The following is a 26,126-nucleotide window of genomic DNA, read 5'->3' on the forward strand; positions in this document are numbered from 1 at the left end:
GAAAGACCGCCGATGTGGCGGTCTTGTTGGATTCGATTAGAAGCGGTAGTCCGCCGAGACAAAGTACTGACGCCCCGGCGTCGCGTAACCTGAGTACATCTCGTAATCTTTATCGAAGGCATTACTTAGCTTCGCATTAACATCCCAGTTTTGGTTCACCGCGTAAGAAGCGGTGAAGTTCCATAGGCTGTAACTCGATAATATTGTACTGCCATTAAAACGTTCACCTTGGTAAAGGTACTGTGAGCCCAATGTCCATTGGTCAAACGTCGCGTAAGCATTCCACTTAGCACCACGCTTGGCGCGGTATGCCAGTTGAGTATCTTCTGCACCAGATTTATCGACTGGATCTTTGTAATCTAAGTAAAACTCATGAGAAACGATATCTGTATCGAATTTCACCTCTAGTTCTACACCTTTGATTTCTGCTTCGCCGACATTTTGCATGCCCGCACCTTCCCAAATTAGCATGTTCTCAATTTGGTTGTAGTAACCCGTTACCGTCCAATCAAGGATCGATACAGCTCCCGATAGTGACAGCTCGGTATTTTCTGATTCTTCAGGTTTTAGATTTGGCATTTCGTAGCCTGGATAATACAAATCAACAAAGCTCGGAGCTCGGAAAGCTGTACCGTGGCTTAGCGTTAATTCATAACCTTGATAAAACTTCCAACCCGCAGCAGTTTGCCAAGTGGTGTTGTTGCCAAATTGGTTGTTTTCATCGTTACGTACGCTCGCTTCTAACGTCCATACGTCATACGCATATTGAGCAATTGCGCTAGCACCAAAATTGGTTCTTGGGTTCTTTTCTGGGTCGTAATCTTTAGCAGGTCCCCAATCACTTGGGGCAATATAACCCTTGGTTAGCTTTTCTGTGCGGTAGTCCAAACCACCACCAACGCTCAGCTCTTCGTTTACGCTGTACGAGTTCAACCAAATCGCATTGAACTGCTCAATAGCAACGTGATCGCCGGTTGATTTGCTTTGACCTGATTTATGGTCATAGTTGTCTTGCTGGCCGTAAGCCAATTTCAACTCAGATGAGTACACGTCTTTGTTGTATTCCAATGATAGGTCTGCACCAACATACTCAACTTCACCGGTTTTCTTCTCGTGTTTATCAACGGTGCCCCATGCTGGGTTTCCATAACTACTGTTGTCGTAGTCATACTCATTATTGTAAGCACTCAGACCAACGTAGCCTGATAAGTTATCAGAGAAGTTTTGTTGGTAGCCTAGTTTTAGGTTGAGCGTTTCAAAGCCGTGCTCATCGCCATCATTCACACCTGGCAACGGCTTCACATTGAAACCATCGGTTTTCTCGTAGCCTAATACGCCCTTAAAGTGTTTACCTTCACCGACTGGCTTAGAGACAACAAACGTTCCTTTTTTATGATTGTCCGAACCATAACCAGCGGACACACGACTTGCATCACTATCAATGTTTGCTCGAGTAATAATGTTGATGACGCCAGAAATCGCTTCTGAGCCGTAAATAGAAGCACGCGCACCACGAATGTAGTCGATACGTTCAATAGAATTGATTGGAAACTGATTAAAATCGACGCCGCCCATTATCGCGCGTGGCATGCGCACACCGTCGACTAAAACAAGAACTTGGGATGAGCTACCACCTCGCACATAAATAGAGGCAGATTGACCACGTCCACCGTACTGAGCAACTTCAACACTCGGTAGTGTACGGAACACATCAAACAGACTGTTTGCTTGCAGGCGCTCAATATCTTCTTTAGTTACCGTAACGGTTTGTGCGAGAACCGCACCATCAATTTGCTGGAATCGGTTTGCGGTAACCACAACCGTTTCGTCTGCAGAGGCTTCTTGGGCCTGTAAATAAAAGGTAGGTGAAAGCAGCGATGCACACGTGATCGCAAGAAACGTTTTTCTCATTGTATTGTCCTAATTCGCGTAATTCCTACCGAGCCCTACTCGTTTTAAGTAGTCCAGTGCTGTGGCTCAGTTGCTGGCAGGTATTCGGACTCAAGAGCATGGCAGTACCACCTAATTGCTCGACTTCCCACATAAACTAATGCAGTGTCTTGATGAGCGTTCGTTCTCTTTTACCGCTGCGCGTCAGTTCTGGATTCTCACCAGATTCCCATTTCAGCCATCTAGATTGCTAGATAGCACCAGCTTGGGGCAAATACTATTAAGCTATTGATTATTTGTCCAGCCAATATTAGCCCTAACAATTGTAACGTTTTGGTTCATTTGCGTATCAACTGACACAGAACACACTATCTTTAAACCAAATAGAGTACAAAACTGGACATACTGTTGAGATTGAATAAAATCTGCGCTCTAAAATTGAATGCACCATAAAAGGTAAGATCATGGCTACTCTTGATGTAAATCCACAACGCTACCAAGAACAACTGGCTGAAAAAGTCGAACGTCTCACGGATATGTTCGCGCCATACAACGTGCCAGAGCTGGAAGTGTTTGAATCACCAGAGCAGCATTACCGTATGCGTGCTGAGTTTCGTGTTTGGCATGAAGGTGAAGACCTGTACTACATCATGTTCGATCAGGAAACTCGTGAGAAATATCGAGTAGACCAATTCCCAGCAGCTAGCCGTCTGATCAACGACCTAATGCCACTCTTAGTGGATGCGATGAAAGATAATGAATCCTTGCGTCGCAAGCTGTTCCAAGTGGATTTTCTATCGACCTTAAGTGGCGAGATTCTGGTTTCACTGCTTTACCATCGCCAACTTGATGAAGAGTGGATTGAAAACGCAAAAGCACTTAAGCAACGTTTAAATGATGAAGGCTTCAACCTAAACATCATTGGCCGTGCTCGTAAGATGAAGATTGTCTTAGACCGCGACTACGTGATCGAAAAGCTGGACGTAAACGGTCAAAGCTACATTTACCAGCAGGTTGAAAATAGCTTCACACAGCCAAACGGCAAAGTAGCAGAGAAGATGCTGGAATGGGCGGTCGACTGCACTCAAGAAAGCACTGGCGACTTACTAGAGCTTTACTGTGGTAACGGTAATTTCTCTCTGGCGCTGGCACAAAACTTCGACCGCGTTCTTGCAACTGAATTGGCGAAGCCATCTGTGGTTTCTGCGCAATACAACATCGCAGCAAATGAGATTGATAACGTACAAATCCTACGTCTATCAGCAGAAGAATTTACTCAAGCAATCGAAGGTAAACGTGAATTCCGCCGCCTACAAGATGCAGGAGTGGATCTAAAGAGCTACAACTGCAACACGATTTTTGTCGATCCACCACGCTCAGGTATGGATGTCGACACTTGTAAGATGGTGCAAGGTTACGAGCGCATCATGTACATCTCTTGTAATCCTGATACTTTGAAAGAGAACTTGGACATTCTATGTGAAACGCACAACGTGACTCGTTTTGCTCTGTTTGACCAGTTCCCTTACACACACCATATGGAAGCGGGCGTTTTACTAGAACGTAAAGCGTAATCCACCAGCGTCAAATACAAAAAAAGCGAGCTCATTGGCTCGCTTTTTATTGAATTTGTTTTGCTTATTCAGCAGAAGCTTTCTTCTCCATAAAACCCAGCTTTTTACCAACCCAAGCCAACAGAATCATTGAAACCAGAATCGCGAAGAAGTTAGAGCCGGCTTCTGGGTATTGTGCTTTGATGAAAGCAGAGTGGCCAAATGCACCAACAAAGAAACACGCCAAACCAACTAGCGGGATATCTTCTGATACAGGGTTGTTAAGGTATTCTTGGTAAAGCGCCTGTACTGCTAGCACGAGTGCAATCAAAGGGAAGATTGAGAAAGATACTTCACTCATGGTCAACCATGACAATAAAGCATCACCACACATACCTGCAACCAGTGCCAAAATCAGCGTTTTCTTTTCAGATTTATTTCCATTCGACATTATTCTATCCCGCCTTTTAATCGGTTACGTTCACGTTCTTTGCGATACCAATAGGCCCCTTTGGCTATCATTCGCAATTGCATGATCAATCGCTCGGCGAGTTCATCGCGCTCGCGTCGATCTAAATCTAAAACTTCAGCACCAGAACTGAATACCAAAGTGACTGACGCTTCTGCTTGAGTAAACGCTTCTTCTTTGGTCATGCCAGTGCTTATTAAATACTCGGTTAATTCTGCCGCAAAATGCTGGATTTCTCGAGCGACGGCAGTACGAAATTCAGAAGAAGTGCCAGAGCGCTCACGCAACAATAAGCGGAATACGTTAGGACTACTTTCAATGAATTCCATGAAGGTTTCAACCGAAGTTCGAATCACACTGCCTTCTTTGACAATACGCTGACGCGCTTGGCGCATTAGTTGGCGTAACAACAAACCGCCTTCATCTACCATGGTTAAGCCAAGCTCATCCATGTCTTTGAAGTGACGATAAAAAGAAGTTGGCGCAATTCCAGCCTCTCGGGCGACTTCTCGCAAGCTGAGATTAGAAAAGCTGCGGTCCGCACTGAGTTGATTAAATGCCGCATCGATCAGTGATCGACGTGTTTTTTCTTTTTGCTGCGCGCGGATTCCCATCGATTTCATTCTTAAACTTGCTCTTTTTCTATCGGGTACAAGAACCTCAATATAACGCATATCGACCCCACGTATAAAGTAACGTTGTCTGCCAATAAGCGGCGAGCACGTTACTACTGGCATGCATCCAATTGCAATCCTCTCCATCCAAATAGTAGACATGCAACATACCAATTCGTTCTTTTGGTTGATTCTGCGTGATCACTTCCACTCTCTAGTCGGCATAACATGTTCCTCCTAGAGTAAATGAGTTAAAATCCCGCTACAGCAATGTTAAACAAATATAACAAGGAAGACATCATGGCGCATGTTAATCACTATGACGTGATCGTAATTGGTAGTGGCCCGGGCGGAGAAGGGGCGGCAATGGGGTTAACCAAAGCAGGCCTAAATGTTGCCATCGTAGAAAAGGAAAGCAGTGTTGGTGGCGGTTGTACGCACTGGGGAACCATACCATCTAAAGCATTGCGTCACGCTGTTAGCCGAATCATTGAATTCAATAGCAACCCGCTATTCTGTCGTAATAACACCAGCCTTCATGCAACATTTTCTGACATTTTAGGCCACGCAAAATCGGTCATCGACAAGCAAACGCGACTTCGTCAGGGCTTTTATGATCGCAACTCATGCTCGTTATTATTCGGCACTGCGCGTTTTATCGATAATTACTCCATTGCCGTGATGCAAAGTGACGGGACAGAAGAAATCTATTCGGCAGATAAGTTCGTCATCGCCACGGGCTCCCGCCCTTACCAACCGAACGACGTCGACTTCTTGCACGAACGCATCTACGACAGCGACTCCATCCTGAGTCTGAAACACGACCCTCGCCACATCATTATTTACGGTGCGGGCGTGATTGGCTGTGAATACGCATCTATTTTCCGCGGTTTAGGCGTGAAGACCGACTTGATTAACACTCGCGACCGTCTGCTCTCTTTCTTAGATAACGAAGTCTCAGATGCATTGTCTTACCACTTCTGGAACAGTGGCGTGGTAATTCGTAACGATGAAACATTCGAGAAAATTGAAGGCACCGAAGATGGCGTTATCGTACATCTTCAATCGGGTAAGAAGATGAAAGCCGATTGCCTACTGTATGCTAACGGTCGAACGGGTAACACAGACAAACTCAACTTACCTGCGGTCGGACTTGAAGGTGATTCACGCGGACAACTCAAAGTAGATGGTAACTACCGTACAGAAGTGGAACACATCTACGCAGTCGGTGATGTGATTGGCTACCCTAGCCTAGCGAGTGCAGCGTATGACCAAGGTCGTTTCGTGGCACAAGCCATCACTAAAGGACAAGCTGACGGCAATCTAATTGATGACATCCCAACGGGTATCTACACCATTCCAGAAATCAGCTCAGTGGGTAAAACCGAACAAGAACTGACTGCGGCGAAAGTGCCTTACGAAGTGGGACGCTCTTCGTTCAAACATCTCGCTCGTGCACAGATTGCAGGTAAAGACATCGGCAGCTTGAAAATCCTCTTCCATCGTGAAACCAAAGAAATTCTTGGTATTCACTGCTTTGGTGAGCGCGCTGCAGAAATCATCCACATCGGTCAGGCCATCATGGAACAAAAAGGTGAAGCCAATACGATTGAATACTTCGTCAATACCACCTTTAACTACCCGACGATGGCAGAAGCCTATCGCGTAGCAGCACTGAACGGTTTGAACCGATTATTCTAATTCAATTGGGTTGCCATGATCCAAAAGCTAAAACAGCAGGTCTCAACCTGCTGTTTTTTTTATGTGTAACTAGACAAGAAAGCGTCCCTTGCGCCATTGATAGAAAAAGATAGCGCCGAGTCCAACCCCTCGCATTGCCATGAAACTGGTCATCGCAAACCATAGCGCATGGTTTTGCCAGCCAGAGAACAAAAAGAATATCGCGAAGAAACAGCAAGTCGCCACAAACATACTGTTTCGCATGTCTTTACCTTTGGTGGCACCAACAAAAATGCCATCAAACAGGAAGCACCACATCGATGCCAATGGCATGACCACCAGCCATGGTAAATATATCGACGCTTGCTGCTGCACCGCGTCAATCGAAGTGATCATGGCGATCAATTGCGATCCCGCCAAACCAAATACCGCTGTCAAACCTAAACAGATGATCAGACTCCAGAAGAACGTACCAATCAACGAAGCACTGAGTTGCGCTCGGTCTTTCGCGCCAATCGCTTTACCAACCATGGCTTCCATGGCATAAGCGAAACCGTCCATGCCATAGGAAATCATCATCAAGAAACTCATCAATACCGCATTAGCCGCAACCACATCATCACCAAAGCTCGCACCTTGGAAAGTCATAAAGCTAAACGTAGCTTGTAAACATAGCGAACGTAAGAAGATATCGCGATTGAGTTTTACGAAACGCCCTAGCCCATGTTGAGTATCGGTTAGCAGGCTCTTCGGAGATGGTAACTGACGTGCACGCCATGTTTTCCACACACACATCAAGCCAAACGCCATGCCTGAGTAATCAGCAATCACCGATGCCAGCGCTGCGCCTTCTACTTTCCAGCCCAAGCCAATCACAAACAGTAAATCGAGCGCGATGTTGGTCACGTTGGTGATGATCACCATCCACATTGGTGCTTTGGAATTTTGTGTTCCAAGCAGCCAACCCAACAAAACAAAGTTCATCAGTGCAGCAGGTGCACTCCATACGCGGATAGAGAAATATTGCATGCCATAGTGCTTCACTTCAGCACTGGCATCACTCCAACCAAAGATCAGGTCCGCGATTGGGTTATGAGCAATAAGAAAGACCAACGCAAACAGCAATGCCATTAGTGAGCCTTGCATAAGCACCAAAGCGAGTTGTTTTCGGTCTTCACCGCCATAAGACTGCGCCGCCAACCCTGTAGTCGACATGCGTAAGAAACCAAGCAACCAAAACGTCACGCTGATCATGGTGCTACCAAGCGCAACACCGCCGAGATACCAAGCGTGTTCAAGGTGACCGATCACCGCAGCGTCAACCAAGCCCAATAGTGGAACAGTAATATTCGAAAGCACCATAGGGATAGCGAGCGCTAACACTTGGCGATGCACTTGAGGATTCGATAAAGGAGAGAAGATAGAGTTTGTCACAGGCACCTCGTTGTTTAGATCAGCGAGTGTACCTGAGTACTAAGGGTCTGTTGACCTTTAGAGCTTATTTTTGCAGCTGTTTGTGGGTTCTTACTATTCAATCAAAAAAGAGAAAAGTTTGAAATACAGTAACTCAGTACAAGAGAGCCGCAAAGCTGCCCAAGGGTTCGGGCTGGGCGCCCCCACTAAAAGCGCTTTACTCTTTGTTGATAGGTCATTGCTTAGAGTGACTAGGCGGCTAACAACTAGCCGTCCGCCTATCGTCGCGATTAAAACGCTTTTATCTCGAACAAAATTTAACCACAAAAGATAAACAGACCCTCGTGCCTAGCCAATTACCACTTGATGTGAACGAGGACTGGCGTGAGGCGATGCTTCAACATTGGGATTTTATTCAGCCAACGTTGCCATGCTTTCCAACGTGAACAGAATCGGTCGAATGGTGAGAAGGCTTTTACCCATTGTGCCCATGGTAACCAATGCAAGACTTGCTCTGCCGGAGCTTCAAAACCGTGAGCATACGTATCTGAGCCGAGCTTCTGTCCCCATTTACTTTCGGTTAAGTCACCTGCTAGTACCATGCACACTTCTGCCGAAACAAAATGACGACCCAATGTCTGAATAAAGGTCGCAACGCGCGATTCATCGCAATCGAGTAAAGCCATCTCACACAGGATCAGTACTGGTGCTTTTTCAGGAATGCGCACCTCGTCTAACCAGCTCATGTCTTCTACGCTACCGCAACGATGCTCGTAACGTTCGTTTTTGTGGAACAATCGCTGACGCCAAACCAGATTCTCGGTGACATCCAGTTCAATCCAATGACAACGACCATTATCCAAACGGTAGAAGCGCGTATCTAAGCCCGCACCTACGTTGATGATCCAAGCGTCTGAGTGTTGTTGAAGAAAGTGACTGACCTGCTGATCGCACAACTGAGTTAAAGTCACGTGCAGCAGCTGCTTCTGATCGACGTCGCCACTGATGCAATCTGGTGCCATTTTGCAGCTCAAGCACGCTTTTGCAGCGATCGGATCGTACACCAAGCCGTTATCGACCAAGCTTTCGCGGCTACGCAAAAACAACGGTTTCAACAGATGATTAGGTACGTGATGTTGAGGCTTGGACATGGGCATTTCCTTGCGCCGAAAAGAAAATGGTTAAATGGAACTAGATGATAATAAATCTCAATATCACTTGCAAGTTTTAACGCAACAGCCAAACGATCTGAATCAGTGCGAGCGTAACTATGCTTGGAAGAAAAGAAATATGCTTTGAAGAAAATCAAAATGGGAAAGAAAGCGCAGAAAACATAAAGCCCAGCAGAGAGCTGGGCTTTATTAGATTGCTTGAGGTAAGAAACCTACATCCAGTCAGTGTTACGGATGATACCCACTGCTAGACCTTCGATCGTCAAGTGTTGCGATGTTAGATCAACTTGGATTGGTGAAAACTCTTCGTTCTCTGCGTGCAGAAGTACTGTAGAGCCTTTACGCTCTAGACGCTTCACTGTCACATCATCATCAACACGCGCAACCACAACTTGACCGTCGCGTACGTCTTGAGTTTTATGCACAGCCAGCAAATCGCCGTCCATGATACCGATGTCTCTCATACTTTCGCCGTTTACGCGAAGTAAGAAGTCTGCTTTTGGTTTGAACATAGCAGGATCCACTTGGTAGTGAGACTCCACATGCTCTTGAGCCAAAATCGGCTCACCAGCAGCAACTTGACCAATCAAAGGCAGACCTTGATCGTCGTTTGCCGCATCTTCAAGTAGGATTCGGATCCCGCGAGATGCGCCTGGGATAATTTCAATCGCTTGTTTACGAGCAAGCGCTTTTAGGTGTTCTTCCGCGGCATTCGCAGAACGGAAGCCAAGCTCACGCGCAATCTCTGCACGAGTTGGTGGCATTCCGGTGTCTTCGATTTTGCTTTTAATCAAATCGAAGACTTGTTGTTGGCGTGGCGTTAACGGCTTCATATGTCACCTGTCTTTTTATACAGTTAACTGTGAGTATATCCAGTAAATGAACAAATGAAAACCCAATTGGTTGTTTTTTAATTTATTTCCGATGCTTTATGAACGCCACCACAAACCTCAAGTTAACTAGCGTTTTAAACAGAAAAGATTTCCTTAGTCTAAAGAAAGCAACAACCTATGGGTTCGACTAATTTCCACTCAATAAAATTAAAAGGTTTGACCAGTTTCTGTTATCCTTGCAGCGCTTAAAATTTATCGCCTAGGCTTATTTCTATAGCCGTACCTATTTCTTTTCCTGTTGATGAAAAGGAAGCGGACACTGAAATAAGGTTAGGCTTGTTTGAATACCTATTGAGGCTGTGAACTTTATGTCTTCTGGACAATCATTTTCACGTTCATTACTAAAACTACCTTTATCGGTAATGGTAAAGGGCACCACAATTCCATCGAACCCGATTGATGATCTCAACATCGATCTAACGAAGCCAATTGTTTATGCCTTACCATTTCGTTCGAACGTGGATTTGCTGACATTACAAAAACAAGCGATGAGTCTTGGTCTACCTGACCCACTCAGTCCGCTAGAAATTAATGGCAAAACCCTTACTCGCTACGTATTTATTGCTTCACGTCCAACAGTGATGAGCAATGATAATGATGTACCGAGCGAATCAGTCTCTCTATTTACTGAACTACTTGAGCTACACCAGCTCGATAGTGAATTAGACGTACAAATGATCCCTGCCACCGTACTTTGGGGTCGTAAGCCTGGTAAAGAAGAAAACCACAAACCGTACCTTCAACCAATGAATGGGCCACAAAAAGCGAAAGCGGTAATGGGTGCTGGTCGTGACTGTTTGGTGCGTTTTAGCCCCGTAGTATCACTGCGCTACATGGCGGACTCTCACGGTACAGACAGCGCCATTGCGCATAAGCTGGCGCGCGTGGCTCGTATTCACTTCTCTCGTCAAAAGCTTGCCGCCTCGGGGCCGAACTTGCCACAACGCCAAGTGTTGTTCGCACGTCTAATGAAATCCCCTGCGATTGAAAAAGCGATTGAAGACGAAGCACAAAGCAAAGACATCTCGATTGAAAAAGCGCGCAAAGAAGCGCACAGCATCATGGATGAAATTGCAGCGGACTTCTCGTACGGTTTGGTGAAAAACGGCGATCGTATTCTTGGCTGGTTGTGGACGAAGCTGTACCAAGGTCTGCACATCAACAACGCTTCGACCGTTCGTCGCCTAGCGCAAGATGGTCATGAGATCGTGTATGTACCATGTCACCGTAGTCACATGGACTACCTACTGCTTTCTTACGTTCTGTACCATGAAGGTATGGTGCCACCGCATATTGCTGCGGGTATCAACCTGAACTTCTTCCCAGCGGGTCCAATCTTCCGTCGTGGTGGTGCGTTCTTTATTCGTCGTAGCTTTAAAGGCAACAAGCTGTACTCCACGATTTTCCGTGAGTACCTATCAGAGCTGTTTGCTAAAGGCTACTCGGTGGAGTACTTCAGTGAAGGTGGTCGTTCACGTACTGGTCGTCTGCTGCAAGCAAAAACCGGTATGTTGGCAATGACGATTCAAGCCATGCTACGCGGTCTAAACCGTCCAGTAACGTTAGTGCCTGTGTACATCGGTTACGAACACGTAATGGAAGTGGGTACTTACGCCAAAGAACTGCGTGGTTCGCGTAAAGAGAAAGAGAACGCAGGTCTTGTGTTGCGTACTCTGCGTAAGCTGCGCAACTTTGGTCTTGGTTACGTGAACTTCGGTGAGCCGATTCAGCTAAACCAATACCTGAATGAACACGCTCCTGAGTGGACGAAAGACATCGATCGTATGGGCGGCAGTAAACCACAATGGATGAACCCAGTGGTGAACGGTCTGGCAAACAAGATGATGACGCACATTAACGATGCGGCTGCGACTAACGCTCTAACTCTATGTGCGACCGCGCTGTTGGCTTCTCGTCAACGTGCATTATCTCGTGATTCTCTGATCAACCAGATTGAATGCTACCTGAAGTTACTTAAGAACAACCCATATTCAAACACTTCAACAATACCAACAGAAACGGCTGAAGAATTGGTGGATCACGCTATCTCACTTGATAAGTTTGTGATTGAAACCGACACCATGGGTGACATCATTTCGCTGGATCGTAGCCAGTCGATTCTGATGACTTACTACCGCAACAACATCATTCACTTGTTCGCTCTACCTTCATTGATTGCTCAGATGATCATTCGTCAGCGCAACGTGACCGTAGAAAAGATTCAAGAGAACGTTGCTCAAATCTACCCGTTCCTGAAGAAAGAGCTGTTCTTAAGCTATAAGGAAGAGGATTTGAACGAGCTTGTGGTTAAGACGTTGAACGAGTTCATTGAGCAGAAGATGGTTTGCCAAGACGGCGATAAACTGGAAATCAACCAGTCAAACAACCAATCCTTGGTATTATTGGGCCGTACTATCACTGAAACACTGCAACGCTACTCAATTGCAATGAACCTGCTCGTTGCAGACCAAGAACTTGGTAAATCTGACCTTGAACAGAAGAGCCAAGACATTGCACAGCGTTTGGGTCGTTTACACGGTATTAACGCGCCAGAGTTCTTCGACAAAGGTGTTTTCACTGCAATGTTCAATACATTGAAAGAACAGCAATACTTAGATTGTGATGGTAACTGTGACCTAGAAAAGACGCAGCAATTTGCCAAACTGTTGTTTGTTCTACTTTATCCGGAAGTGAAGCTCACCATCGAAGAGAGCATCCACCAACTTCATGCATAAATAGCAGAACCTCGATACAAACAGAAAAGGCATCCAATTGGACGCCTTTTTCATACCAGGACTGATCACAGAGCGTTTTCTGAGCGCTTACCAAAATGCGATAAACAACCCAAGAGCAACCACCATCCCAACATAGTTATTGTTGAGGAAAGCTTTAAAGCATAAATCGCGATCGCGATGACGAATCAAATGCTGTTGGTAAACAAACAACGAAGCGGCCACCAAAATCATCCAATAGTAACTTTGACCAAGTTCATAGTGTTGGCCTAACAACACCAACATTGCCAGCGTAATGAGCTGTAAGATCCCAACCACCAACTTATCGTGACGACCAAACAAAATCGCCGTTGATTTGATGCCAATCTTCAAATCGTCATCGCGGTCAACCATCGCATATTGGGTATCATAAGCAATAGTCCACAGTGCGTTAATCGCAAAGACAAACCATACAATCCAAGGCAGTTCACCAGTTTGTGCAGCCCATGCCATCGGGATTGCCCAGCTAAATGCTAAGCCTAAAAATAGTTGTGGTAAGTGGGTATAACGCTTCATGAATGGGTAGATGAAGGCTAAGAAGATGCCCGCAAACGAAAGTTGAATCGTTAGTGGGTTCATGGTGAGGACGAGTAAGAAAGAACTCACACCTAATACTAAAAACAGGCCAATGGCCTCTTTTGATGTCACCTTACCTGAGGGTAATGGGCGTTGCTTGGTGCGCTTTACATGGCCGTCAACCTTACGATCAGCAAAATCATTAATCACGCATCCTGCACTGCGCATCAGAAATACGCCCAACACAAAAACAATCAGAACGTTCCAACTAGGCATGCCTTGAGCGGCGATGACAAGCGCCCAGACTGTTGGCCACAAGAGCAATAGTGAGCCAATTGGACGATCCATTCGCATCAGTTGCCAATATGCTTTGGCTTTTTCTGCGGACATTTACACCTTCTCCTTAGCGTAAACTGGTGAATTAGGTAAGAAAACCTCGGCAACCAACATCGGCTTGTGATTCATCCACAATCGTGAGCGACGCGCCAAAAAACGGCCATGAGGTAGATTTACCCAGCCCATCTGTAATGCGTCACGCTCGACATTGTCAGCGCTAAATACTGTTAAGCCCAGCGGGATATCACCTTGCTGAGCCAAGTCATATTGCTGATCGACCAAAGTTGTACGTGGGATAAGCGTGCGTCCAATGACCCAATCCGTATTGTCTCCACATAAAATCACCTCTCTCAATAGGCAATCTTGCTCAGACAATAGCTGGCTCTCATCCTGTTTTAACGTCTTAGCAGTGACGATCTGATTATGCAGCAATTCCACCGTTAAACGTTGGCAGTGCTGACCTAAACGACGTGACAAAGAGCCCTGTTCTTCAAGCCAATGCTTGGCGAATTCGTTAGGGAATTCAAATTCTTCGGGGTTTTGCCACTCTACTTCCAATAAAGAAGTAAGATAGAGTGATATCGGCTGATTCATACTAGTATTCAATTGGTGGCTTTATGCGTACAATAAAGCAACAACTTACCGTCTTATTGAAACTGTAAGTTCCGTTATTTGTTTTAGACGGTCTATTGTACCAAGACTGAAGCGATTCGAATATCGCGATCCAGAGAAAGAAAAGTTATAAATATGTACAAACGTTATGTAGCCCAAATTATTGTCGCGCTAAGCTTGCTTATTTCATCCCCTACATGGGCCGAAAAAGAAGAAACTGGACCACAGCTCGCGTACTTCTCCTTAGAACCAGACTTAACCACCAACTTTTACACAAAAGGGAATAAACTGGGCTACGTGCAGGTACGTATCGATATTATGGTCATGAGCCAGCAAGACCTTGCTGTGGTAGAGCATCATCAACCATTAATCCGCGATGCAGTAATTGAACTGCTCGGTAAGCAAACCGAAGATACAATTAAGTCGTTGTCTGGTCGTGAGGACCTACGAAAAACGTTGGTCCAAGAACTCAACGAGACCTTGCTACCAGAAACAGGCAAAACCATCATTGCCGACTTACTGTTTACCAAATATCTTTACCAATAAGTCCGCTTTTCAAAATGCAAAAGACCGCCAATCGGCGGTCTTTTTTATTGTCAGCAAAGCATCTCTATGTCAGTAACCTTAGAATGCTTTTACATACCTAAGCTTGTTGGTATTTCTGCTTACCAGAATCGAATACCGCGATGGCCATTCCAGAAATGAACCCCACTAAATGCGCCGTATTGGCAATGGCCATAAATGGTTGTACAAAACCTAATACCAGCCACACCAACATAAAACCAATAATCGGTTTTGGTAACGTTAATCCAAGGTGAGGTAAGCGGTAACCAAGAATCCATAAGTACCCCAACAAAGCGTACACCACGCCAGATAAGCCACCAAAGTTTGCACCTTCGACATAAAACTGACCTGCGCCAGATAGGGCAGCTGAGATAACAAAGAGCTGTAAGAGCTTACCGGAACCTAAGCGACGTTCAATATCCCCACCAAATTGCCACCACCAAAGCAGGTTAAAAACAATGTGTGTTATCGAAAAGTGCAACAGTGCATGACTTATCCAACGCCACAATTGCCATTGCTGTCCTTCAAATGCAGGAAAGTGCAGCCAATCAAATACACCTCGTCCAAAACCGAGTAGTTGAAGCAAATAAATAGCAGCACAAGTGATCATTATCGCGAGCGTAACCGGACCTGCTTTCGCTTTGATCATGCCCATGATGCTTGGACTCGCATAATGAAACTTACTTTTTCGTGTATCGGCAACGTTCCACGAAGCGGCACTGTACTTAGGATCAGAAGGGTTGGCTAAGAACTGTTTGAGCTCTGCTTCAACTTCAACTTCGTGCTGCGCATCCGTCAACCAAAGCGCAAACTGCCCTTCACCTTCCGGCATGATTTGGATATCAACCTGGCGTGATGCCATGTAATCGATGAAGGCTTGCGCCATACGTGGGTTATTTAACGTTACCAATCTTTTCATTAACTTCTCACTATCGGTAGTTCTGCTCGTTGCCAGGCTTCAAAGCCACCATCAACACTGTACACCTGTTCGAAGCCTTGGTTAACCAAATATTGTGCTGCACCTTGGCTACTAATGCCGTGATAGCACATTACTAGAATAGGCTGTTCAAACTCGACTTCGTCCATAAACGACACGATCGAATCGTTAGTAAGGTGAAATGCCGATTCTGCATGAGCGACTGCGAAGGATTGAGGATCGCGGATATCAACAAGCCGAGCTTCACTTTGCTCAAGTAATGTTTGCGCGCCTTGTACATCGATATGTTGAAACTGGTCCATTTGCTTTCTCATTGTCTTATTAATATACCCAAGCAACCTCATGGCACTGAAATTTAGGCGCTTAAAGTCACTTGCGTATAGTGACGCCATTGTAACCTATCCAAAGCCAAACTTAGACACAGAGATAGTCCGGTCATTCTAAACTGTTCACATTACAACCATTTGTGGATAAAGCTGTGAATTGCGTTGATAAAGTATATTTTGATCTTTTGATCCACAAGATGTAGTGATGATCTTGATCTAACTGTGTGTATATTTAGAACTATCCCCAGCAGTAAAACCACGACAAAGCCTTATTTTGTCCGGCTTTCGAACAGTTGATGAATAATTACTTCACAGAGTTATGCACAGGTAGCACAGATAAAATAGATCGCAAACGCTATCGATTTTGGATCGGAAATAAAAAAGCCGAGATCACATGATCTCGGCTTTCTATGAAAATCTTACTTTATATTAGAAGCAGAAGTTAGAACTCACCAACAGCAAGTTTCAGTTTCTTCATTGCGTTCTTTTCTAGCTGGCGAATACGCTCAGCAGAAACACCAAACTCATCAGCAAGGTCTTGCAGTGTTGCTTTCTCATCGTCTAACCAACGAGAACGAACAATACGTTGACTGCGCTCATCCAGACTTGCAAGCGCATGGCCTAGACGGTTATTGGTGTGTGTTTCCCAGTTTGCTGCTTCAATGTTATCGGCAACATCAGATGATTTGTCTTCTAGGTACACCATTGGTGCTGTGTACGAATTTGAACTGTCGTCATCATCCATTGGCATATCGAACGTTGAGTCCACTGCCGCTAGACGGGATTCCATTTCTCGTACTTCTGAAGGCTCAACACCTAGCTCACGTGCTACTGTTTCTACTTCACCGTTGTTAAACCAGCCTAAGCGCTTCTTAGACTTACGTAGGTTGAAGAACAGTTTACGCTGCGCTTTGGTTGTCGCAATCTTCACGATACGCCAGTTACGTAGCACGTATTCATGGATTTCTGCTTTGATCCAGTGAACAGCGAAAGACACCAAACGCACACCCACTTCTGGGTTGAAACGCTTGACCGCTTTCATAAGACCGATGTTGCCCTCTTGAACTAGGTCTGCCATTGGCAAGCCGTAGCCTGAGTAGCCACGAGCAACGTGAACAACGAATCGTAGGTGTGACAAAATCAGGCCTTTCGCCGCATCTATCTCACCGTTGTAGTGTAATCGTTCTGCCAGCCCACGCTCTTCGTCTGGTGTCAGCATTGGGTAGCTGTTTACAGAACGAATATAGCTATCAAGGCTATCTTGCGTGACTAGAGCCATCGGATACGCTTCTTTTGTCATTCAATTCCTCATCAATCTCTGATCTGGAGCATTACATTGCAATTTAGCTTGGCCATCTTGAACTCAAAATGAACAAGTTTCAAGAAGGGCGAGTAATTATCCATAAACAAATGGTCTATACAAGGGGTAAAAATTAGCTTGTGCTAATAAATTCCAAGTATAAGACCCTTATCACCTAAACTGGTTCAATTTCTTTCAAGTGACGCTGCGCTGAAAAGCGCGCGGCGATACAACCTAGCAAGCTACCAGTGATGATCAACAGTAGAGATTCATCCCAATTCAAGCCAATCAAACGAAATTGGCTATCATATAACGATGCCAATTGCTCAACTGCGTTATTCATGACAACCGTAATCAATGCCGTCACTAACCATGCAATGGTCGCCCCAAGCACACCAAACCACATGCCAGTGTATAAGTAAGGACGAAGAATGAAACTGTCGGTCGCACCAATCAGCTTCATTGTCTGAATCTCTTCTTTGTTTGCCAACACATTAAAGCGCAATGTATTACCGACGATTAAAAATACAGCACCCAACATCAGCACTGTCAGGGTAATGACAATAATGCCAGCAAGGGTTTTTATCGCATCAAGCCGTGCCAACCAATCTTCATCTAGTCGAACATCTGTCACGTCTTGTTGCTCACGAACTTGTTTAGCAAGCGACTGAATTGCGCTTTTTTGTTCGGAATCAGGCGTAATCACCAACACGCCAGGCAAGGCATAACCACTTAATAGGCTTAGCGCTTGGTCAAACCCTGCGTACTGGCTTAAATCAGATAGACCTTGTTGCGGAGAAATATATTCCACCTCTTTTACAGAAGGCCATGTTTCAATCTGATCTTTGAGCACCATAACGCGCGCGTCAGGCATCCCTTCGACTAAGTAGGCACTCACTTGCGATGGTGATGCAACATCTTGTGCTGCACCAGCCACATTCTTACCTAACAAATACAAACAAGCTGGCATTGCTAACGCCATGGAGATAACAGCCAAGGTCAGAATGTTACCTAAAGGGCGACGCCATAATGCGCCGAAAGAAGATTTAGCTTGTTTGATATGAACAGAGAAAAAACCATCGGTATTAGCACGCTTGGCACTGCGACCTTTCCCTTTCTTTTGGGTGCGCTTGTTACCTACCATAGTCTTCTACCTCACTTAGGAAGCCTTGGTTCAATTCGAAATGACGATATTGTGGGCGAGTGTTTACTAACCCGATATCGTGCGTCGCTAGGAGAATCGTCACGCCAGCACGATTAAATTCTTCGAACAATCGCAACACACGGTTGGACAGTTCTGGATCAAGGTTACCGGTTGGTTCATCCGCCACTAGCAGCGTTGGTCGATTAACGACAGCGCGTGCAATACCTACACGTTGTTGCTCACCACCTGATAGTTGACTTGGCAAGCAACGGGCTTTATCGAGCAAACCCGTTTTATCTAGCGCCGCAGAAACACGACGTTTGATTTCATTTTCAGAAATCGATTCAATGCGCATCGGCAGCGCGACATTATCGAACACGCTGCGATCCATCAATAAGCGATGATCTTGGAAAACAATCCCGATATTGCGGCGCAAAAACGGAATGTCTTTGTTAGAAATACGTGTGATGTCATGACCATTAAAATGGATTTTGCCATCAGTAGGACGTTCTATCGCACATATCAGTTTCAGCAAGGTACTTTTACCTGCACCGGAATGCCCGCCTAAAAAAGCCATTTCTCCGCGTCGAAGGTGAAAGTCGACTTTTTGTAATGCCTGTCGCCCACCTCGGTAAGCTTTACTTACCTGCTGAAATTTGATCACCGTTGATTTCCTCTAACTCTAATTACTCTTCACGACTAAACAGAGCGTCAATGAACTCTTGAGTTTCAAATGGACGCAAGTCTTCGATACCTTCACCAACACCAATGTAGCGAATTGGAATTTCAAACTGATCAGCAAGAGCGAAGATAACGCCACCTTTCGCTGTTCCATCCAGCTTAGTCAATGTAATCCCGGTTAGAGGGGCAACATCACTGAAAAGTTTCGCTTGGCTAATGGCATTTTGCCCAGTGCCTGCGTCTAGCGTCAGCATGATCTCATGTGGTGCAGAGTCATCAATCTTCTTCATGACACGAACAATCTTACGCAGCTCTTCCATCAGGTTAGCTTTATTTTGTAGACGACCTGCAGTATCGGCAATCACCACATCGACGCCACGCGCTTTTGCCGCTTCAATCGCATCATAGATAACCGAAGCACTGTCTGCGCCAGTGTGCTGAGCAATCACAGGAACGTTGTTACGCTCGCCCCATACTTGTAGCTGTTCAACCGCTGCAGCACGGAAGGTGTCACCCGCCGCCAGCATGACTTTCTTACCTTGGCTTTGGAACTGCTTCGCCAGCTTACCGATTGTGGTTGTTTTACCGACGCCGTTAACGCCAACCATCAAGATAACGTAAGGGGTTTTGCTGCTATCAATTTCAAGTGGCTGTTCTACTTTCGCTAGAATTTCTGCCATCTCTTCTTTTAACAGGCCGTAGAGTGCTTCGCCGTCCTTCAAATCACCGCGTGACGCTTTTTCGGTCAAGTTATTGATAATTTTCGTCGTGGTGTTCATACCCACGTCAGCGATAAGCAGCTGTTCTTCTAATTCTTCGAAAAGGTCTTCATCGATTTTTTTACCGCTGAACAAACCGAAGAAACCCGCACCAATGTTTGCCTTCGTGCGGCTTAGGCTGCGCTTAAGGCGAGCAAAGAAGCTTTCGGTTGGCTTTTCTTGTTCTTGGACACGAGGCGCAACCGGTACTTGTGGCTCCTCTGCTTCTGCTTCTGCTTCTGCTTCTGCTTCTGCTTCTGCTTCTGCTTCTGCTTCTGCTTCTGCTTCTGCTTCTGCTTCTGCTAGGACAGGTTCACCCTTCTCCGGCTCTTCTTCAAGTGTGGTTTTCTCTTCTGCTTGTTCGGCAGCCTCTTCCACCTGCAGTTGCTCACCAGCTGGCGCTTCTACTGCTTCTGCTTCTTCTTTTACTGATTCATCTGTTGTCGGTTTTTGGGTCTGTTCTTCATCACCAAAACCTAGCCACGAAAGTAATCCGCGCTTCTTTTTTTCCGTCATCTGGGGCTATCCTAGATTGTGCTCTTATCTATTAATGACTCTTTTCTGACAAGATTATTATCTTTACAGAAAAGGCTAATGACAAAGTTGTGAAAACTTTCCAATTAGGTGAATCTAATCTTATTAGTGTTACACTCTGTCATCTTGAATATTCTGGGCTATATCCAAGCTCAAAGCTTGGGCGATTGGATATAGTATCACTTTATTAGCGGTCAAAAAATCTATGGTAAGACGTCGCCAGCAAAACTCATCACAAAAAAAGCCAACAACGGGCTTTGTTCGCATTATTAGTGGTTTATGGAGAGGTCGAAAACTCCCTGTTCATGATGCAGAAGGATTACGCCCAACCACGGATCGTGTGAAAGAAACCCTATTTAACTGGTTAGCTCAAGATGTGCCGCAAGCGAAATGTCTCGACCTATTCGCAGGTTCTGGTGGTTTAGGCTTTGAGTCAGCTTCTCGCCAAGCAAACCAAGTGACGATGGTGGAACTGAACCCACAAGCGTTTCAGCAATTGCAGAAAAATGTTGCCTCGTTGAATACTAACAACATTAAAGTCGTCAACACCGACGCACTGAGCTTTTTAAAGCAACCAGGTACACCGCATCACGTAGTATTCATTGATCCGCCGTTTCGCAAAGGCTTATTAGATGAAACCGTGACCTTGCTAGAGCAAAACGGCTGGCTTGCAGAAGATGCGATGATTTATATTGAAACTGAAAAAGAGCTAAGTATTGCTGGGCTTCCTGACAACTGGCGACTGCACCGAGAGAAAACCGCAGGCCAGGTCAGTTACCGTCTGTATGAACGCACATCAGCTTAAAGCCCCAATTTAAAAGGATAGTTAAATGAAAGCATTATTGATACTGGCTAAAGCAGCCATCGCCTTCGTCTGGTTCATATTGATCCTCAACTTCTTTATGCCCTTCCCTGGCAAAGCGGCCATTGCGTTGTACATCATGACGGCTTTTCTGTTCATCATGCATGGATTGCAAATGGCAATCTTCATTGGCGCATTTGGCGACAAGATTAAGATGAGCAGTTGGGAAAAGTACTCCATTTTGATATTCGGCATCTTTGCTCTTCTCGATATTCGTCGGAAGCACATGATGTAAAAAGACAAATAAACGAAAGCCGCTCACATGAGCGGCTTTTTTTGTATTCATCAAATTGACGGAGGTTTAGCCCATGTAGCTCTTCACGCCATCGAGGAACATCTGGGTTGAGATCATCACCAACAGTAAACCCATCAAACGCTCAATCGCTTTCAGACCGCGCTCACCAAGAATACGATGGAAGAAACTGTAGAACATCAAAATGAAGAAAGTTGCACCCCAAGCGATCAACACAGCAGCAGACAGCTCCATGATTTTGTCTGGATGCTGAGAAGACAATAAAAGCAACGCTGCGATCACTGAAGGGCCAGCAATCATAGGAATCGCCATCGGCACAATAAACGGCTCTTCACCTGCAGCAAGGCCAGTAATGCTACCTGCGCTTGGAAAAATCATCTTAATCGCGATGATGAAAAGAATGATCCCGCCAGAAATACTCAGCGTTTCCGGTTGAACATGGAGGAAGCTCATGATGCTTTGTCCCGCAAAAAGGAACAGCATCAGAATCATCAAGGCAAACAGTAATTCACGGATCAGCACCTTACGGCGGCGTTTTGCATCAAGGTGTTTGAGAATGGATAACACAATCGGAAGATTTCCGAGTGGGTCCATAATAAGAAACAGCATGGTCGCTGCTGAAAGAATATCCATGTTCTGGCCTCGACTGAAAATTTGGCGGCCAGTATAACAAAGTGATTCAGTGAAGATATGATAGAAGACGAAATGAATGCTTCGCCTCCATCAACAATTTTTAGCCGCAGCTTAGTGGTTACAAACGCGTGCCATATTCACGACAAACTTACCTTCCAGTTCGCGTACTTTTTCGCGCTTTAGCAAGAACTCTAGCAATGCACCTAAGTCTAGATCATTCAGCTTACAGGTATGGAAACGCACATCTGTACCAAAGTGAGCTGCCAGTTCATCACGATCCATTGGCGTTTCTCGAAGTAGGTTAAGTAAGTTGTGAGCATGAATCTCGGTCATCATCGACTCCAGTTATTAAGTTGAATCCGTCTAGTTTACGCAAAACCTGACCGCTTACTTTGACCTAAATTAGTAAATGATAGATGCAACGATTAATGCATGAGCCAAGAAATAACTGCCACTCACCCAAACATAGGCATGTTTCATCGGTTTACGATAACCATGTATCGCATACGCCAAGGCTGAATAGATCATAACTAAGGTGCCACTAAACCCAAGCGCATTAGCAAAACTTGGTACTTGCAACCAAACTTCCCCCGCCGCCCAAGCAAGCTGAACCAACATGATGCCCATGATAACAACAGGAAAAACCATGGAATCGAGCTGTGGTAGCAATAAGAAGAACGCCACAACACTAGCAGCAAGCAGCAATGCGAGTAACCACCAAACAATTTCCCCATTGAGCTGAACCCAAAATGATTTGCTATAAAGGATTTGAGCGAGTAAGTAGCCCGCAAAGTAGAGTGGCTTGCGAGATTTAAAGGAATGCAGTGTATCGGCAAATACAGAGACCAACAGTCCACCAGCGATCCAGTAGGTAGGTACTGCAGATGCACCTTCAGTCAACGCTAAGATCAAAAGCAACAACAGAGTAAAGATTTTAAATGCCAGAGACTGCGTTGGATTGGCTTGTCTCGCCCCCAACACGGAATATAACCCTGATAGCCCTATCGCTAACCAACTCCACATGCCGTATACACCTTTCACGTAATCTCGCCGCTAGTCTAGGTAGACCAATCTTGATGTAAAGGCATTATCAGCGAAAGTTGGATCTCGCTAGCGAATCACAACATTTTGTAAACGTAACTGGCTCAATTACTGATTATCGTTTTTCTCACAATCATTGAACTGAGCTATCTGAATCTGTTTGTTATCGATAATTTCATCAGAACTCTAACCTTCAGAAATTGAAAAACAAACCATCAATTTGTTCGCTATACAACCGTTACGGGCAAATAACCAACACAAAAGTCAGATCCACCACCTCTGACCACTCAGAAAGGCAAAAATGCCTCCTCCCAACAATACAAACCGTGATTAGCCCAATAATCTGAGAGTATAAAAGTTCAATCAAAAACACATAAGCAACTGATATAAATAAGCATAGATAAGAAAAACCATCAAAACCCAACCTTAACTAGCATGGATTATAGCTACCCCCTTATCGCATTGAGATTTTCTCATCAGATAGGAAAAGTTGAGCACAATAGACGTCTACAAGAGTGACTCTCGTTAACACAAAACATAATTTTCTCAACTTTTGAGAAATTCAGCAAAAATAGCCAACCAACATCCACACTGATACAAGAAACACTATTTCATCATAACATTACTCATATTTAACACTATAAAATCAGCAACTTAAAGACAAAAAGAAGACAAAAACAACAAGTCGAACATTTAAAGAGCAGCACAAAAAACACAGTTTTATTAGTCAATTTAGGGTAAAAACACCCTAGTTAAGTGCGATTTTTGAAAACTTTTCCGCTTTGAAGTTGATCAAAGCTCAAAAACAGTGCTATATTATTTACATCGAGTTCATCAATGATTTTAGGGGTAGTGTTATGATTTCTTCTTCTCAAAAACAAGGGCTGGTAATGATTGCAGTGGTTGTTGGTTTAATGACACTACCAATGATGTACTAAGTTACTGTTTCCAATAAAAAAGGGACGCTTTCGCGTCCCTTTTTTATTATTCAAATTTTGCCGTCTACAGATGCTTAACTAGTATGTCCCAATGCATGTAGTAAAAACCGAGTGCAGCAAGCGTAATCAAGGCCATTAACAAAATCGCAGCTCGCCAAATAAAGCGTGAACTTCTCGGTGTGAGTTCCTTTTCACACGCATCGCATGCAGCAAGAAAACCCTTTCTGTCATCCAGTTTATAATCCTCTTCGTGGACAACTTTGTTACGGACCGTCGCAATAAAGCGCAGTTTTGCAACGACATCATGCGGTAAGCGTTCTTCACAACTGGTAATCAGTTGATGCAACCCTTTCCCTTCCGCGTGGTATTGAGTACGCAGAAGTTTTTCGATCGTTCGGGTACGCATGACTACTTTCTCAATATCTGACATCGTAACCCTCCTTACTTGACCCTTCCTGTGTCTGTCATTTCATTCTTCTACAAATTCAGAGTTTTTTCGAGTCGTTAAGTGCAAATTTCCTTTTAAATTGTGCTCTTGCACGCATATAAAATGTGAAGTGTGCCGAATAAAACCTACATCCCTTTTACTAGATCACGAATAATTTATCTCAACTCATAGTTTAATCAGGGAGTTCTGTAAAATAGATGCCAATGAAACATTGGAGGTTATCATGCCAATCTCACTTATTTTGGCTCTATTCACCCTGATTGCTCTCGGAGCTTGGGTATTCTTTCGCTTCTACAGCAAGCACTACTTTGGCGAAGACGCGCCTGAACAAAGCGCTCAAGTCACCATACTCGATAAACAAGCGATAGAAGTACCAGAAGCAGAACCTGGACAAGACGATCAGGAATATTGGATTTACGTTCAGCGCGGCTCTATTGGCCCGAAACGCGAGTTTCAAATCGGTGTGCACTATTACCACGCCTTAAACCCTGGTGATAAAGGCACACTGACTTACTGTGGCGATAAATTCCTTCACTTCGCCTTAAAACGCTAATCTAAGGTAATAGCCAACGGGTCTTGGCTGATTTAGAGAACAAGTAACTCATCGCCAAGGCCCCAGCTCCACTCAAAACGATCCAAACTGGTATTACCCAAGCTGGGTGTCCCTGATACCAACCAAACGCTTTCATTGGCCACAAGAAGATTGGGTGCAACAAATAAATTCCTAAGCTGTGCTGACTAATAAAGCTCACCACTTTTTGCACTTTAGGTGTTAGACCTTCACCAAAGTAGCGGCACAGCATAAAGATCATAGACGCTGCGAGAATCACATTCAGTGTTTTGTATGAAAACCAACGACCTACGGTATATTTATCAGCTTCTAAACTGTTGGCCACCACCATGGTAAACGTCACCGCCAACGCCACGAGCCCAAGCCCAGTAAAAATGCTGACAGTGGTGCGATTAAGAGGCACTCTCTTAAACAGCACATAGCCGAGCGGCAAATATCCCATGTAAAGCCAGTATTGATTGCTCCAAGGGCCATCAATCTTAAATAGGAACAAAGTGCTGGTCAGCAGCCAAACAGCAAGATACGCATAGAGAACGTTATCATCGCAGTTACGCACCACCCATTGGAATAACGGAATAACAAAATAGAGCGGAATAAAGTAATAGAAAAATCCGAGGTGATAGTAAGTCGCGTGATGTGGACTGTTACTCACCACTTCTTTAACCGTTTCAAAATCGAAGCCTTGTGCTGTCCAACCCGACAAGTAGGCATAAAACATCGACCAAATAAGAAAAGGTACTAATACTTTGCCTAAACGCCGTTTAACGTAGTACTTGGCATCAAAAGGTCGTGTATCACTGAGCATTAGAGCACCAGTAATCAAAATGAATACAGGTACTGCCCAGCGAGTCACGCTGTTTACCCCGACAGCCGTCAACCATTGGTCAAACGGAATCACTCCCAACTCATTACGATATGGCGCTAGCACATGAATCGCGATCACTGCGATGGCAGCGACACAACGTAATAAGTCGAAAAATAGAACCCTTTCTCTCATACCCTTACCTACTTTGAGTGACTTCACGTTTATAGCATAGGGTAATTTTCATCCAGTTAAATAGTTAACAATCTGTTTTTGCTTATTTTTAACTCAGCGATGACGCGCCAATATCATTGATTTGCAAAATAGGTGAGCTATTGTCAAATGTGGTGTATGGAAGATCATGCAGTAGCTTGTTGATGAGTCTCCATTTCTTTCACTCCATTGATGAAGCGAA

At 44.8% G+C, this 26,126-nt stretch carries 26 protein-coding genes and 1 riboswitch; of the genes, 7 read left to right on the forward strand and 19 right to left on the reverse strand.

From position 1 onward, the window contains the following. Positions 1-36: 36 nt before the first annotated feature. Positions 37-1,911 (reverse strand): TonB-dependent receptor domain-containing protein, encoded by a 1,875-nt coding sequence (locus VJL_RS00010; RefSeq protein WP_038874557.1) that lies wholly within the window; start codon positions 1,909-1,911, stop codon positions 37-39. A 58-nt stretch (positions 1,912-1,969) separates the two neighbouring features. Beyond that, positions 1,970-2,170, reverse strand: a riboswitch (cobalamin riboswitch). 184 nt (positions 2,171-2,354) lie between these two features. On the opposite strand from VJL_RS00010, the gene trmA reads away from it, so the two are divergent. Beyond that, positions 2,355-3,464, forward strand: coding sequence for a tRNA (uridine(54)-C5)-methyltransferase TrmA (gene trmA / locus VJL_RS00015; RefSeq protein WP_038872585.1), 1,110 nt, complete (start codon positions 2,355-2,357; stop codon positions 3,462-3,464). Positions 3,465-3,528: 64 nt separating this feature from the next. Here trmA and VJL_RS00020 read toward each other — a convergent pair whose 3' ends face one another. Together VJL_RS00020 and fabR are read right to left on the reverse strand one after the other, a co-directional pair. After that, positions 3,529-3,894: a YijD family membrane protein gene (locus tag VJL_RS00020; RefSeq protein ID WP_038872582.1), complete on the reverse strand. Its 366-nt coding sequence runs from the start codon at positions 3,892-3,894 to the stop codon at positions 3,529-3,531. Then, positions 3,894-4,535 carry an HTH-type transcriptional repressor FabR gene (gene fabR / locus VJL_RS00025; protein ID WP_010444457.1) on the reverse strand — a complete coding sequence of 214 codons (642 nt, stop codon included), beginning with the start codon at positions 4,533-4,535 and terminating at the stop codon, positions 3,894-3,896. Before fabR ends, VJL_RS00020 begins: the two co-directional genes overlap by 1 nt. 261 nt (positions 4,536-4,796) lie before the next feature. On the opposite strand from fabR, the gene sthA reads away from it, so the two are divergent. Next, positions 4,797-6,227: a Si-specific NAD(P)(+) transhydrogenase gene (gene sthA / locus VJL_RS00030; protein ID WP_081634891.1), complete on the forward strand. Its 1,431-nt coding sequence runs from the start codon at positions 4,797-4,799 to the stop codon at positions 6,225-6,227. A gap of 69 nt (positions 6,228-6,296) precedes the next feature. Here sthA and dinF read toward each other — a convergent pair whose 3' ends face one another. The 3 genes from dinF to lexA all read right to left on the reverse strand — a co-directional run bounded on the left by dinF (position 6,297) and on the right by lexA (position 9,624). Then, positions 6,297-7,640, reverse strand: a complete 1,344-nt coding sequence (gene dinF / locus VJL_RS00035) for an MATE family efflux transporter DinF (RefSeq protein WP_038872577.1) — start codon at positions 7,638-7,640, stop codon at positions 6,297-6,299. A gap of 335 nt (positions 7,641-7,975) precedes the next feature. After that, the gene (locus VJL_RS00040; RefSeq protein WP_038874562.1) at positions 7,976-8,770 is read right to left on the reverse strand and encodes a class I SAM-dependent methyltransferase; all 795 of its coding nucleotides are present in this window, start codon (positions 8,768-8,770) and stop codon (positions 7,976-7,978) included. A gap of 233 nt (positions 8,771-9,003) precedes the next feature. Continuing rightward, positions 9,004-9,624, reverse strand: coding sequence for a transcriptional repressor LexA (lexA, locus tag VJL_RS00045; protein ID WP_038872575.1), 621 nt, complete (start codon positions 9,622-9,624; stop codon positions 9,004-9,006). Positions 9,625-9,992: 368 nt separating this feature from the next. Here lexA and plsB point away from each other — a divergent pair, with 368 nt between their 5' ends. Continuing rightward, positions 9,993-12,419, forward strand: a complete 2,427-nt coding sequence (gene plsB / locus VJL_RS00050; RefSeq protein ID WP_038874565.1) for a glycerol-3-phosphate 1-O-acyltransferase PlsB — start codon at positions 9,993-9,995, stop codon at positions 12,417-12,419. A gap of 87 nt (positions 12,420-12,506) precedes the next feature. Here the strand turns inward: plsB and ubiA are convergent, their stop codons facing one another. Together ubiA and VJL_RS00060 are read right to left on the reverse strand one after the other, a co-directional pair. Next, the gene (gene ubiA, locus VJL_RS00055; RefSeq protein WP_038872570.1) at positions 12,507-13,361 is read right to left on the reverse strand and encodes a 4-hydroxybenzoate octaprenyltransferase; all 855 of its coding nucleotides are present in this window, start codon (positions 13,359-13,361) and stop codon (positions 12,507-12,509) included. Continuing rightward, complete coding sequence (locus tag VJL_RS00060; RefSeq protein WP_038872568.1) at positions 13,362-13,901, reverse strand: chorismate lyase; 540 nt, start codon at positions 13,899-13,901, stop codon at positions 13,362-13,364. Between the two features lie 153 nt (positions 13,902-14,054). Here VJL_RS00060 and VJL_RS00065 point away from each other — a divergent pair, with 153 nt between their 5' ends. After that, positions 14,055-14,465, forward strand: a complete 411-nt coding sequence (locus tag VJL_RS00065) for a flagellar basal body-associated protein FliL (RefSeq protein WP_038874567.1) — start codon at positions 14,055-14,057, stop codon at positions 14,463-14,465. A gap of 97 nt (positions 14,466-14,562) precedes the next feature. Here VJL_RS00065 and glpG read toward each other — a convergent pair whose 3' ends face one another. The 6 genes from glpG to ftsY form a co-directional block, all read right to left on the reverse strand. After that, a complete protein-coding gene (glpG, locus tag VJL_RS00070) occupies positions 14,563-15,402 on the reverse strand; it encodes a rhomboid family intramembrane serine protease GlpG (RefSeq protein ID WP_038874569.1) in 840 nt (279 codons plus the stop codon). Then, a complete protein-coding gene (gene glpE, locus VJL_RS00075; protein WP_038872561.1) occupies positions 15,402-15,722 on the reverse strand; it encodes a thiosulfate sulfurtransferase GlpE in 321 nt (106 codons plus the stop codon). The genes glpG and glpE overlap by 1 nt, the downstream gene beginning before the upstream one ends. Positions 15,723-16,188: 466 nt before the next feature. Continuing rightward, positions 16,189-17,046 (reverse strand): RNA polymerase sigma factor RpoH, encoded by an 858-nt coding sequence (rpoH, locus tag VJL_RS00080; RefSeq protein ID WP_038872559.1) that lies wholly within the window; start codon positions 17,044-17,046, stop codon positions 16,189-16,191. A 175-nt stretch (positions 17,047-17,221) separates the two neighbouring features. Next, positions 17,222-18,190, reverse strand: a complete 969-nt coding sequence (ftsX, locus tag VJL_RS00085; protein ID WP_038872556.1) for a permease-like cell division protein FtsX — start codon at positions 18,188-18,190, stop codon at positions 17,222-17,224. After that, positions 18,180-18,854, reverse strand: coding sequence for a cell division ATP-binding protein FtsE (gene ftsE, locus VJL_RS00090; protein ID WP_005535654.1), 675 nt, complete (start codon positions 18,852-18,854; stop codon positions 18,180-18,182). Before ftsE ends, ftsX begins: the two co-directional genes overlap by 11 nt. Positions 18,855-18,876: 22 nt before the next feature. After that, entirely contained in the window at positions 18,877-20,145 is a 1,269-nt protein-coding gene (gene ftsY, locus VJL_RS00095; RefSeq protein WP_038874571.1) for a signal recognition particle-docking protein FtsY, read from the reverse strand. A 223-nt stretch (positions 20,146-20,368) separates the two neighbouring features. Between ftsY and rsmD the strand changes: the two genes are divergently transcribed. Together rsmD and VJL_RS00105 are read left to right on the forward strand one after the other, a co-directional pair. Continuing rightward, complete coding sequence (rsmD, locus tag VJL_RS00100) at positions 20,369-20,968, forward strand: 16S rRNA (guanine(966)-N(2))-methyltransferase RsmD (protein ID WP_038874573.1); 600 nt, start codon at positions 20,369-20,371, stop codon at positions 20,966-20,968. 25 nt (positions 20,969-20,993) lie between these two features. Next, positions 20,994-21,260, forward strand: coding sequence for a DUF1145 domain-containing protein (locus tag VJL_RS00105; protein ID WP_038872549.1), 267 nt, complete (start codon positions 20,994-20,996; stop codon positions 21,258-21,260). 66 nt (positions 21,261-21,326) lie between these two features. On the opposite strand, the gene VJL_RS00110 is transcribed toward VJL_RS00105, so the two are convergent. The 4 genes from VJL_RS00110 to VJL_RS00125 all read right to left on the reverse strand — a co-directional run bounded on the left by VJL_RS00110 (position 21,327) and on the right by VJL_RS00125 (position 24,320). Further along, positions 21,327-21,911 carry a YhgN family NAAT transporter gene (locus tag VJL_RS00110; RefSeq protein WP_038872547.1) on the reverse strand — a complete coding sequence of 195 codons (585 nt, stop codon included), beginning with the start codon at positions 21,909-21,911 and terminating at the stop codon, positions 21,327-21,329. Between the two features lie 111 nt (positions 21,912-22,022). Next, positions 22,023-22,244 carry a YecH family metal-binding protein gene (locus tag VJL_RS00115; RefSeq protein ID WP_038874575.1) on the reverse strand — a complete coding sequence of 74 codons (222 nt, stop codon included), beginning with the start codon at positions 22,242-22,244 and terminating at the stop codon, positions 22,023-22,025. A 69-nt stretch (positions 22,245-22,313) separates the two neighbouring features. Continuing rightward, positions 22,314-22,934 (reverse strand): lysoplasmalogenase, encoded by a 621-nt coding sequence (locus tag VJL_RS00120; RefSeq protein ID WP_038872542.1) that lies wholly within the window; start codon positions 22,932-22,934, stop codon positions 22,314-22,316. A 1,020-nt stretch (positions 22,935-23,954) separates the two neighbouring features. Further along, the gene (locus tag VJL_RS00125) at positions 23,955-24,320 is read right to left on the reverse strand and encodes a hypothetical protein (protein WP_005430355.1); all 366 of its coding nucleotides are present in this window, start codon (positions 24,318-24,320) and stop codon (positions 23,955-23,957) included. Between the two features lie 241 nt (positions 24,321-24,561). Here VJL_RS00125 and VJL_RS00130 point away from each other — a divergent pair, with 241 nt between their 5' ends. After that, positions 24,562-24,891, forward strand: a complete 330-nt coding sequence (locus VJL_RS00130; protein WP_038872539.1) for a DUF2500 domain-containing protein — start codon at positions 24,562-24,564, stop codon at positions 24,889-24,891. Position 24,892: 1 nt separating this feature from the next. Here VJL_RS00130 and VJL_RS00135 read toward each other — a convergent pair whose 3' ends face one another. Beyond that, entirely contained in the window at positions 24,893-25,906 is a 1,014-nt protein-coding gene (locus VJL_RS00135) for an acyltransferase (protein WP_038874577.1), read from the reverse strand. Between the last annotated feature and the right edge of the window lie 220 nt (positions 25,907-26,126).

Source organism: Vibrio jasicida CAIM 1864 = LMG 25398, from assembly GCF_000400365.1.
GTDB classification, from domain to species: Bacteria; Pseudomonadota; Gammaproteobacteria; order Enterobacterales; family Vibrionaceae; genus Vibrio; species Vibrio jasicida.